General features: G+C 66.2%; 7 protein-coding genes and 1 pseudogene. 5 read left to right on the top strand and 3 right to left on the bottom strand.

All coding sequences use genetic code 11. From position 1 onward, the window contains the following. Positions 1-68 precede the first annotated feature (68 nt). Both AB0G56_RS41425 and AB0G56_RS41420 read right to left on the bottom strand, forming a co-directional pair. Positions 69-1646 (bottom strand): PQQ-binding-like beta-propeller repeat protein, encoded by a 1578-nt coding sequence (locus tag AB0G56_RS41425; protein ID WP_360981305.1) that lies wholly within the window; start codon positions 1644-1646, stop codon positions 69-71. Between the two features lie 299 nt (positions 1647-1945). Further along, positions 1946-2170 (bottom strand): annotated as a pseudogene (locus AB0G56_RS41420) (hypothetical protein); the annotation flags it as partial. Between the two features lie 93 nt (positions 2171-2263). On the opposite strand from AB0G56_RS41420, the gene AB0G56_RS41415 reads away from it, so the two are divergent. Then, complete coding sequence (locus AB0G56_RS41415) at positions 2264-3034, top strand: transposase (protein WP_360981302.1); 771 nt, start codon at positions 2264-2266, stop codon at positions 3032-3034. Positions 3035-3536: 502 nt separating this feature from the next. On the opposite strand, the gene AB0G56_RS41410 is transcribed toward AB0G56_RS41415, so the two are convergent. After that, positions 3537-4505 carry a hypothetical protein gene (locus tag AB0G56_RS41410; protein ID WP_360981299.1) on the bottom strand — a complete coding sequence of 323 codons (969 nt, stop codon included), beginning with the start codon at positions 4503-4505 and terminating at the stop codon, positions 3537-3539. Between the two features lie 365 nt (positions 4506-4870). On the opposite strand from AB0G56_RS41410, the gene AB0G56_RS41405 reads away from it, so the two are divergent. The 4 genes from AB0G56_RS41405 (at position 4871) to AB0G56_RS41390 (ending at position 11153) form a co-directional block, all read left to right on the top strand. Beyond that, complete coding sequence (locus AB0G56_RS41405; RefSeq protein ID WP_360981296.1) at positions 4871-6088, top strand: hypothetical protein; 1218 nt, start codon at positions 4871-4873, stop codon at positions 6086-6088. Continuing rightward, complete coding sequence (locus AB0G56_RS41400; RefSeq protein WP_360981293.1) at positions 5980-6933, top strand: hypothetical protein; 954 nt, start codon at positions 5980-5982, stop codon at positions 6931-6933. Before AB0G56_RS41405 ends, AB0G56_RS41400 begins: the two co-directional genes overlap by 109 nt. A gap of 164 nt (positions 6934-7097) precedes the next feature. After that, positions 7098-10640 carry a hypothetical protein gene (locus AB0G56_RS41395; protein WP_360981290.1) on the top strand — a complete coding sequence of 1181 codons (3543 nt, stop codon included), beginning with the start codon at positions 7098-7100 and terminating at the stop codon, positions 10638-10640. Positions 10641-10901: 261 nt separating this feature from the next. After that, positions 10902-11153 carry a hypothetical protein gene (locus tag AB0G56_RS41390; RefSeq protein WP_127892362.1) on the top strand — a complete coding sequence of 84 codons (252 nt, stop codon included), beginning with the start codon at positions 10902-10904 and terminating at the stop codon, positions 11151-11153. Positions 11154-11388 lie beyond the last annotated feature (235 nt).

Here is an 11388-nt window from a genome sequence, read left to right as displayed (position 1 = left end):
CGTTCCCACTCGGCATCCGTCAGATCTCCCCGCCCCATGTCCACATCAACGACACCACTGCGAAGTAGTCACATGATCGGCCGGACAAGTCCTAGCCGCCCTGGGTCGAATGCGGCGATGTAGACGGCGTCGTCGGCGACCAAGGGGGCCGTACTGATGCGTCGGGCGACCTGAGTGTCCCACAGCAGGTGCCCACTTTGCGCGTCCCAGGCCAGCGCCCGGCCGCACCGCGTAGTCAGATGAACTGTCGTGCCTGCGTGCACCGGGGCGGCTGCCGCTTCACCCGTAAGTTCTTGGTGCCATCGAAGCGTTCCACTGGCGCGGTCGAGGGCGACGAGCTGCCGCTCGCCATCCGGCGTGTCGAGAAAGGCCATGAGAACTCGATCGCCGGCACTCCAGTGCGCGACGGCGCACGAGCCGCTCGACCAGCTCCACACCGTATGCCCGCTCAACGCATCGAATGCAGCAAAGACCTGCTGCCCGTATGCGGGTGCCGATGGGGTATTCATGAGCGCGAACACCATGCTGCCATGGGCCTGGGGCGCAGCAGTGACGTGGTGTTTCCCAGCGCCGGACCAGAGCACCGCCTTTGAGGCGACGTTGTAGGCACTCAGCCCGGTCATGGGGTGCGCAGCAAATAGCAACCCATTCGATGCCGTGGCCAGGCCGTCCTGCATGCGCAGGCGCAGCGGCGCACTGCGTTGGCCGGAACGCAGATCCCATGCCCGGGCATGGCCCAGTGGGTCCGAGGCGAAGCACGCTCCGCCTGCGATCACCGGGCTGTGTCCGCCGCCGGTCTTCTTGCCCCAGCGCTGGCGGCCAGAGTCTGCATCGAAGGCAAGTGTCCAGCAGCCGTCGACGACCACGACGGTGTCATCATGCACCTGGGGCTGGTGTGCTGCCCCAGACAACAGACGAGTCTTCCACCGCAACCTGGGGCGTGCACAACGTCGGCTCGGCCGTGGCGTTCGGGCTGCCGCAGGGGCTAGGTCAGCATCAGCGAGGGAAGGCAGGTGCGCTGGGGCGAAACAGCCAAGTCCCTGAAGGTCAGCGTGCAACCGCGAGATATCGACCACGGCGCCGCTTGGAGCGTAGACACCCACTCGCTCCGCGAGATGGGCGAACAGGGTGTGCGCCGCGTCATTGCCGCGCTGTGGCGTCACGGCCCGCAGTCGTTCGACGCTGTACGTCCGGTCCGTACAGTCGGCGCCTTCCAGGCGCATCTCGATCAAATGAAGGGCCGACAGCAGCCGCCAGGTCTCCCGTGACGCCTGTGTCGACGGCTCGGAGATCAGAGAAGCAACGATGGCTTCTACCTGGGTCAGCCGGTTGCGAACCGCTGCCTGCACACCGCCCGGACGGCACAGCCGATCCTGGAACTCCGTCCAACTGCCTGCCGCAGCGGCCGCCTCGGCGAGCGCTTTGAGCTGCTGGGCAGGAATACAAGAGGGCACCACGGCCAAGGCGAGTTTCCAGCGGCCGCTGTCCACCAACGTCCGCTTGGCACGCGCGACGTGCAGGAAGTCGCCGATGAGCTTGACAGAGTCCGCCTCGCTCGGCACCAGCTTCGGCTGCCGGCGCACCCCAATAGACACGGCAACTTCCGTTTTGTTCGGTGCTGTCCCAACAACAACGATGTCGTCCACACGGCTGACGGAGCGCGCCTGGAATCGGATCCGGACCGGTGTCACGGCGTCCCCCAGGCCGGGCACCGGGGTTCCCGTCAGCAGATGCGACAACAGCACCGCTCCGTAGCGGTGTTCCAGGACTGTCCCCCCTCCGCCGGTGGAGTAGGGGCCCGCGCCGACTGGCTCCGGCGATCCGTCTTCCTTCGCCCCGGCGCGCTGGACGGGCATTGCGGCCTGGTTGCCATTATGACGACCGTGGGACACAGCCCTCCCTGACGTGATCGGCGCCCGGCGCACCGGTGCCTGGCCCGGTTGGGGGTGGTGGCCCAGCACAGTTCGAAGCCGAGCTGGAGCAGGGTTCGTCCGTGCTCTGGGTTGAGCCAGACACGCAGGGGGCGTCGTCGGGAGGAGAGGCCCCTGTCCTCATGGGCATCGTTTCGGGGGACTCTGAGTGTGGTGTAGCCGTCGGGGCGCCTCTCCGGCTTGGCCGCGTAGGGGTTGAGCGGCCCGTCCACGTCGAGGAACAGCAGTGGTCGGTTCACGGTTTCCCCCGGTCTTGCGCACTGTGGACTGCCCCGATCAGCGTAACTGTGGGATTGTCTCGTCGTTGGGCCGGTCTGAGTGATGATCATGATGTGGCGAGTGTGATCACGGCATCGGAGCCGTCCTGGATAGCCCTGTTCGCGGGGCTGAGCCCACGCAGTTTCGGCAAGCTGCTGACTACGCTGCGGCGCGATGGAGCAGATGTGGTCCACCGAGGCCGGCCATGGAGTCTGCCGCTGGAGGACCGGGTGTTGCTGGTCACGACCTACTGGCGCACCGATCTGACGTTGTGGCAGCTCGCTCTGCTGTTCGGCGTCTCGAAGTCGACGGCCGGCCGAGTCATCAACCACCTCGGACCCCTACTCGCACTCCAGCCCCGCAAGCGGTTCGCCAAGGACACCGTGCTCATCGTGGACGGCACCCTGGTCCCCGTCCGCGACCACACCATCGCCGAGCGGTCGAAGAACTACCGGTACTCCACCAACCATCAGGTCGTCATCGATGCCGACACCCGGCTGGTCGTCGTGGTCGGCCAGCCGCTCGCCGGGAACCGCAACGACTGCAAGGCGTGGGAGGAGTCCGGCGCCAAGGACGCCGTCGGCAACACGGTCACGATCGCCGACGGCGGCTACCCGGGCACCGGACTGGTCATCCCGCACCGCCGCAAGCGCGACCAGGGCGGCCTCCCGGACTGGAAAGAGGAACACAACAAGTCCCACAAGCAGGTCCGAGCCCGCGTCGAGCACGTCTTCGCCCGCATGAAGACCTGGAAGATCCTCCGCGACTGCCGCCTCAAAGGCGACGGCGTCCACCACGCCATGCTCGGCATCGCCCGGATGCACAACCTCGTTCTCGCTGGTTAGGCAAGCGGGCCGCACCGCGGCCACCATGCCCGAGGCGACTTCAAGATCTTTGCGGGACAGCCCTTAGCGGGCGCGTCTACCGCTGCCCGAGGTGCGCGGCCTCGGGCAGCCGGCTTCAGTCCCGGCCTTGCCTCGCAGCGCTTGATGACGTTGCAGAGCCACCACCCGGAGCCATTCCCTCAGCTCATCCTGGTCTGCGCCACGAGTCTGGTTGGCATGGCAATTAGGGCAGGGGGCAATCATCGCGCTCAGGTAGTCGCGTCCACCTGCCGCATGGTTGTCGATGTGGTCGACTTTGAGGAGCGGTTCTCCCGTCGTCGTGCGATACGGCAGATCCGGCAGAAGACAGTCCGGATTCTCACAACGGCCTTCGCTGTGCTGAGAACTGCCCGTCTCGCGCCGTCGTCCTGTTCGCGGCACTCTGGCCTTGACCGCGGAGTCCTTGGCCTCGGTCGTCACAACCCGATGCTGGACACCCTCCCCCACATACGGAACTACTCGTCTAGGCCAGGACGTCGACGCGCCCCGAGCATGCCCGCTGAATGGCCTCCAGGTCCGCCCGCGCAGGGCCGGCTCTTCCGCCGTGGACGGCTGTCCGCACCTTCGCCTCGATCTCAGCCACCACCTCGTCGGTGAGGAACGGCAGGCCGACGCTGCGGTAGCCGGTGTCCACGGGCGTGGACAGTCCGAGCTTGACGGCGTCCCAAGCCCGCAGCGCCGCTTTCTGCTCGTCGGCGTGGCCGCCGCCCGCCTGCCGCTCGCCGCGCAGCCGCCGGATCCAGGGCTTCGCCGTGCTCGTCGTGCTGCGGCTGCGTGCCTGGTCGAGCTCGTCGAGGTCTCTCAGCAGGGTCTGCGTGTCGGCGTGGATCTGCGTGCACAGCTTCCGCGCCCGGGCGAATGTCTTGTGGGTGACCACCGCGGCCGCCACCACGAGCGTCAGGCCAGTGGAAATCAGAGGCACCGGGTGCGTGGCGACGAACCGTGCCCCCAGGAAGGCCACCACGGCGAAGATGCCGGTCACGTTCGCCAGCGCCCGGAAGACAGCCGCTCGCTGGATACGGCTCGCGAGCCGCTCCAGGGCGTGGTCCTTCGGCTCGGCGATCCGAGACAGGATCGTCAGCGCGATGTAGATCAGTGCCAGCGAGAGCGCGGCCTGCCGGTAGTTGACCGGCTGCGCCGTGCCGTCGAAGACCTTGACCAGACTGACGATCGGGCCGGGGACCGCGAAGCTCCCGACGATGAACAGGATCACGAAGATTTTGAGGATGCCCTCACGGAGATGGTTTGCCTTCAGGTAGCGGTTCAGGGCTGGCATCCCGGAAAGTGCCACGACCCATCCGCTAATGAAGAGGAACTTACCCAGCCCCCGCTGGTCGTCCCGGAAGAGCAGGTCGCCGTACATGATGCTCGCGAACCCGATGGGAAGCAGGGCGAGTTGCCTGTAAGTGCGCACGGTGCGGACCGTTGTCATGGGCCCACTGTGTGAGACCGCACCGGTCGGCCGTGCTGATTTGAGGTAGGCCAGAGGGTTCCGGCGCCGTACGACGGTTGGTGTTCGCTTACCTGCCCGCGCCGCGCTCGGATTGCGCCTGCCGTCAGCCGCTGCTCGGAGACACGCCTGCCCCGACCCGCCCGCGGGTGGGCTTTCGCAGGCCCAGTGACCGGCTGGGGAGTGATTGGCCGACGATTTATTACCCAGCCCATTGATTGTTCCGAGCCGAACGGCGGTGATCGAACCCGAGGGATCCCGCTGACACTAGTACAGCTCGTCACGACTGCCGATCAGGTAGGGGCTCTTGCCCGGATTGCTGCCCACTGTTCTCCACAGAGTCGCTGGTGGGGCCACCCGCCGAAAGCCGCGACTTTCCGTGCAACCAGTTCCACACGGTGTTCGTAAAGCTGTACGCAGACAGTCTAAGCAAGAGCCTGGAGCGTGGCGGCACGGGCGGCCATCCGCGTGACCGAAGCGCGGTGTTCGACGCCTATGTCGACCACCGTGCGGAGACCATCTGCTCCCGGCTCGGACTCGATCCCCTGGAGCGGCCCGTACACCGTGCGGTGGACGCCCTGGCGTCGCGCATGGCCGCCGCACGGCGTTCCGTGCTGCCGCGTGAGGAAGCCCGCGCTCTTGTCGACGCGTACGCTCCGGCGGCCACGGTGTGGCCGGACACGATGCTCGGGCAGCTCCTCGCCCAGGGCCTGGTGTCCAACGAGCGGACCTACAAGGCCGACCAGGCAACCGGTATCGGTTTCCCCTACCAGGCGTTCGGTGACGACCGCGTTGTACGGTCGGTCTTCGCTGCCCACCAGGACGAGATCGACGTGCTGTGCGAGGGACGCCCACTGGCCGCCGATTCGGCGCTGCAGAGCTGGCTGGAGCAGGCTGCTCCGAACTACCAGGAAGCAGCGTCGATTCTCCTGCCCGAGCAAACCGGGTCGGAACTCATCGACCTGCTGGCCGCTTCTCCCACATCTGCGGAGGCCACAGCTGGCCCCGGCAGTCGCGCGGACGTACGAGGCTACCGGCTGGCCCGCAGCTTTCTGGAAACGCTTCCGCTGCGCAGCACACGCAGCGTCAACGAACGCACCATCCAACTTCTCAACGAGACCGCCGCACGTCACGGACGCAATTCCGACGTGTTGGAGGTTGCGGTAGCGGTCACCGCCGAGCAGGGGCATCTGCTGAACGCCGACCGTCTCCACCGGGTGCTGCTGCGAAAACAGCGGCCCGAGCGCGACGCGTGGTGGGGCGTCGCGACCTACTCCTTGCTGTGGGACGTCACGGCACTGCACCGGCTGCTGCGCTGGGCCGAGCAGTACCCCACCCCGCGCCATCTCCACCCTGCATCTGGATCAGCCGTCCGGACAACCTGCCCGACCTCGACGAACTGGGCATCCGCACCGACAGCCAGGACAGGCAGTGGATCGTCCTCTACGAACAGGCCATGGACGACCACGACGGCCGAGGATGGAACGTCACCCGCGGCCAGGCAGAGCAATGGCACCGCATCCACAGCTGGCTCGTGCCCGCCCCCCAACTCACCAGCCTGCTGACGTGGCTTGAAGGACGTTCGCTCACGAACCGGCTGATGCCCGAAGGGCACGATCGCCACAGCCTTCTCCTGGCCGACTTCCCCACCATCCCCAGTCCCTGGACCGATCCGGAACCCGACTCCTGGCATGTGAATACCTTTCAGTACGACGAACCCGATCACGGTGAGGACGACTCCCCTGTCCCAGAGGACGACGATCTCTCCACTCCGGAGCCAACCCCTAGACCGCCGGCATCGGAGGAGAGCGTCGCCATCGCCATCTGGCGGGAGCGCAGGGAAAAGCGCCGGGAAGAGCTGCTCCTGGAGCTCGCAGACCAGTGGGCGGACGGTCCGATGGAAGATGACGAGGACGACTGGCTGGAGCGCACCCTCGCCGCACAGCCGCAGGGCCGGATGGTGTTCGCCACAGACCCCGATGGGGAACCCGTCACCGCTATTCCGACTGACCAGACCTACAACTGGAATGGTCAGAGCCTGGACTGCTCCCTCGACGCATCCGTCTCCGTGACGCTGCTCAGTGACCCACTCCTGAGAGACAGCAGGCTGCGGCGCGACCCGGACCGCCCCTTCTGGTACGACACCGACGGGCAACTGCAGGTGCAGTACCTGACATGGGACCGCCCGAGCGGCAGGGCCTACAGTCTCCTCGCGTCCAGAGAGTGGCTCGAGCACCACCTCGAGCGCAGCGGCCACTGCCTGGTCCAGGGCATGACCGGTGAACGGCAGCCCGTGACCGCCGAGCACCCGCGTGTCTGGAGAGAGTTCAGCCAGAGCGCCGGCCGCACGGCCGAAGGACAATGCAACCCTGGGACCATCGTCACCGAAGTCAAGAGAAGCATCCGGTAGCAGGCCGTCGCCGGACTTGGCCCGGGCCCGGGCACGACCGCGGAGTACGGCCGGCGCGGCGACCCGTGCGTCGAGCGGGTCCGGCTTTCCCAGCAGACGGCGAGCCGTCTGGCTGAGCGGCTTTCCACAACCGTAGAACGCACACGGTGCGTAGCATGTGGGTTGTGAATCTTCCGGCTCGTGTGCGGCAGGCTCTCAACGAATCTGTCCATCCAGCAGAGTTCGAACGGTGCGCTTGTGCCCTGTTGCAGTCCCGGTATCCGGGGTTGTCGGCGGTCGAGGGCGGTCATGACTTCGGCCGTGACGCAGACATCTACTTTCCTTCCGACAGCAATGATCCTCAGGCGCGGGGGCGCCTTATGGTCACCACTGGTGATCCGATCGCCAACGTGCGCAACGGCCTGAATCGGATGCAGGAGGAGGGCTTGCAGGTCGACCTGGTTGTTGTAGCCAGCTCGCGCCCCGTCGACGCTCGCACCCGGAGGGCTCTGGACAAACTGTGCTCGGACCGAGGGCTACCTCCAGCCCACGTGTACGCCCAGGAGTGGTTCGTTCACCAGTTGGTGCGTGATGCGGCATGGCGGCGGAGTCTGTTGGGTATCGAGGGCCGACTCGGCGCCTTGCTCGACGAGCCTTTGGAGGCACCTCTGGTGGCGAGCCCACCGCCTCTGGTGGGCAGAGCGAGCGAGGTTGTAGCCCTGTCGGCTGCGGTGGATGCCTGCCAGGATGTGGTGCTCGTTGGAGTTCCGGGGGTGGGCAAAACTCGGCTCACCGGTCAGCTCGGAGATCAGGTGGTCTACGTAGAGCCCGCTTCGCTGGCTCACCTTCATGACGACCTGCTTCTGGTGCTGCCGAGAGCAGTGGTCGTGGACGATGCTCATGCTCATCCTGATGCGGTGCGTGTCCTGCGACACACCCGTCGACAGACCGGTCTTTTGTTTTCCGCAGTGGTAACGACCTGGCCGGATCGGCTCGCTGAGGTGGTTGGCTGGCTGCCCGGGGCGCTGGTCATCAACGTGGGCCCTCTCGAACGGACGGAGATGAACACGCTGGTCACCTCGGCGGGTGTCACCGGTCATCGGTCCCGGGCTGCAGTACTCGACCAAGCGGACGGGCGGCCGGGGTGGGCGGTGACGCTGTGCGAGCTGCTGGCCAGTGGGCAGGGCAGGGACGTCTTCAGCGGCAGAGCGCACGTAGCGCACGTCGAGCGGTACCTGAGTGAGGCAACAACATCACACACGGTGCTGGATGCGCTGGCCTGTGTGGCCGCCCTGGGTGGCGTATCGCCGGAAATGCTGTACGCCCTCGCGCCCCTGGTCGGAGTGGCTCCCGCTGAGTTGTCTGGCATGGTGGAGGGTCTTGCACACAATGGCCTGGTGGAGTCGGTGGAAGACGTTTGGCGTCTGCAGCCGGCCCTGTGCGCGCCGCTGGTAGCGCGCTGGTTCTTCACCAGTCCGGTGCGGCGGCCGTGGGCCACGCTGGTCGATGCCTTCCCCGACCACGCGCTTAACCTTGCCTCCGCGGTGATGTCCGCAGCCGAGGTATCCCCTTCCTCGCAGGCACGGGCTCAAGCAGAGAAGTGGATCCACTCGCTCTCGGCGCCCACGTCTTGGGACGTCGGCACCTTCGCCGTCGTGGCGCAGTATGCCCGATTGGACACCCGGGCGGCCCAGTTCGCGGTGAACGGGGCTCTGGCCGTGCTGGCCACTCCTCGCGAACCCGAAGAGCTGTATGGGATGCTCGTTGACCCTCTCGGTGATGCAGCTACCCGCCAACTCATTCAGAGCGCACGTCAGTTCTTGCTGCCGGAAGCGATCGGAGGACTGCTGGCCCTGGCGGTGGGAGACAGGCGGCGTCGGAACTCCACTCCGGATCACCCGCTGCGCGTGCTCAGCGATCTGGCCGGCGTGATCGACCCCGACTTCGGTACGTCCCTTGAGATCCGCGCCCGTCTGCTGCGGGCGGTGCTCGACTGGATGCGCCGCCATCGCGCCTCGGGCGAGCAATGGAGCGTGGCCACCGAGGCCCTGGCGGGCATTTTCAGCGTCGAGGTATCAGGGAACTGGCCGGATCCAGGGGCACCGAACAAAGTCACACTCGCCCACGGCGTGGACGCCGCAGAGAATCTCTCGAAGCTACTCGGTCTATGGGAGCAGGCAGTCCCGCTTCTGACCTGCGATACGGAAAGCGAGGACAGCGTCCCCTGTCCGCCCGTCGCGCTGGTCGCCCTGCTCGACATGGCGCTGGGATGGGTCCGGCTCGGCTTGGGCATCGCCCCCCGTGGCCAGCCTCCCTCCGCCGAGCAGATGCGGTGGGGGGTCGAGGGAGGACGCCGCATTCTTACTTCACTCCACTCGTTGCTGCAAAACAGCCCGGGAGCAGCGATGCGCGCTCACCGCGAACTCGCCCGGATCCGGGGCCGGGCTCAAACAGCTGGCCAGAAGCTGCCGACATTCGACGTCGACTCCGATCTTCAGTCCTTCTGTGAATGGGGAAGCGTCGAATTCACCCATGACTACGAGGCAGCCACCGAGCAAGTGTTCACTCAAGCGCAGACACTCGCGAAGAAGCTGACTGCTCTGGGGCCTCGAGCCGGAGTGGCCCGATTCAGCGAACTGGCCGAGCAGGCACAGGTCGTCGGTGACTACACCGGCCATCTGACAGCCATCCGCATGGCCGAGCTGATGAACGACCCGGCTGCCTGGTACCAGGCAGCCGCCGAATCAGGTGAGACCATGTTGTTGGGAACTGCCCTGACGCAATGGCTCACCACGGCTCCTGACACCGTGCCGCCGTCCGTGTTGCTCGCGGCCCTCGACGATGCGGCCTCCCGACCCACTGTCATCAGCGCCGTCGTCGCGCGCAGCGTGGTGGATCAGACGGGAGAGCTGGTGATCGACTCGATGCGGGCCGAGGACGCGGCACTGCTCGAGACGCTGATTCGCCACGAGCCGGACGATGTCATGCAACGCCTGCTCGTCCACACCGTCCCTGCCATCGCCGCGAGCGCAGCGATCAGTTTTTCGGTCGGAGCACCACACGGCCCCACCCTGCCGACAGAATGGCAGACATCATGGCGCCGCGCGATAAAAAACCTGCGCATCGATCACCTACCCCCGCACAACCAGTGGCGAGCGGGCAGAGTCCTCACGCACCTCGCGGAGCATGACGCCGACACCTTCGAATCATGGTTCCACGAGCGGCTGAAGGACATGACCGCCCAGGGCTGGTACGCCTCGCCGCTCCCGCACGACAGCGATCACGTCCTCGCTTACCTCCCACGTCCGCACCGGCTACGTCTGGCCATCCACTGCATGGGCCTGCCCCGCGTCGGCCACAGCGCCCTCATCCATCTCGTCGGCTCGGACACCAAGCTGGCCCAGCACCTGCTCGACCAACATGCCGTAAGCCCTGACAAGCTGGTCGACGCCCTCTTCGGGCAGCGCAACACGGCCGTAGAACAGATCGGTCCCCTCCTGTTGGAGCGGGGAGCGAGCGCTGACAGGATCGCGGCGGCTGTCGCCTGGTGCGACTCCTGGTCAGGGGATCGCTCGCGGATGCACTCTCAGCTTCTGGACTACTTCACCGCTCTTGCCGACCGAGAACCTGCGCTGCGCGCGGTCGCCGCAGCGGGCCGCGCACAACAAAAGGAGCTACTTGACCAGGCTGAAGAGCGCGAACGTGCCACACGAGTCCGCGGGCGATGACCACAGATGCCTCTGGTGAGCGGTCAACGCCACTGGAGTAACCGGATAAACGCAACCGCCGTCCTCACCACATGAAAGCCAATCCAACACAGTCTGATGCACGGCGCACACTCGAGGCGGCAAAGAAGGGATCAGCAAACTTTGGAAACGGAAAGCCGCGCGATGCTGATCGCCGCAGTCTCGGAGATGGCCGTACTGCGTGCACTTCAACTCGCAGGGAATCGGATCATCGGAGCGCGTGGGCGCTCCGTCCGTGGACCCATGAAGTCGGTTGAACCGTGGTCGATTCACGTGCACCTGCGGGTTGAAGAGCAGGAACTCGACGCCTTCCTCAAGGACGCCTGGCAGATTCCCATCGCAGTCGGCCTCCCCGACGACCTCCTCGATGCACTCGACCTACACACCCGCACCCTGCTGACAGCCGGCATCGAGTTCAACCGCGACGATCTACGGCGCACCCTGTGTCGACTTCCCCAGCAGCCCGCCCTGCCATGGGAGTCCGTCGGTTCGTAATGCGTACCAGCAGCGAGGAAGCGCACACTCCTCGCGCAGGTCGGGCGGCATGTCGCTTGAGGCATCGGATGACCTCACGCCGGGTCTCGCCTTCTGGGTCGGCGTTCGTAATACGCCTGGCTGCGGGCATCGAAGCGCAGCTAGGACTTGTCCGGGCGATCAAGTTCGCAGCCAGATGACCAGGGCTGCTGCTGTGGCGGTGCCGAGGAAGACGTACCCGCGTTTGTCGTAGCGG

The sequence above is a fragment of the Streptomyces sp. NPDC021356 genome (genome assembly GCF_040641015.1).
GTDB lineage: Bacteria > Actinomycetota > Actinomycetes > Streptomycetales > Streptomycetaceae > Streptomyces.
The sequence above is the reverse complement of the archived record's forward strand: the minus strand, read 5'-3'. Positions and strand labels throughout refer to the sequence as shown.

What these genes read in the sequence shown, in the direction of transcription:
- AB0G56_RS41410 (WP_360981299.1), bottom strand. Translation starts at nt 4,505, where the DNA reads ATGACAACGGTCCGCACCGTGCGCACTTACAGGCAACTCGCCCTGCTT.
- AB0G56_RS41400 (WP_360981293.1), top strand. Translation starts at nt 5,980, where the DNA reads ATGGACGACCACGACGGCCGAGGATGGAACGTCACCCGCGGCCAGGCA.
- AB0G56_RS41390 (WP_127892362.1), top strand. Translation starts at nt 10,902, where the DNA reads ATGAAGTCGGTTGAACCGTGGTCGATTCACGTGCACCTGCGGGTTGAA.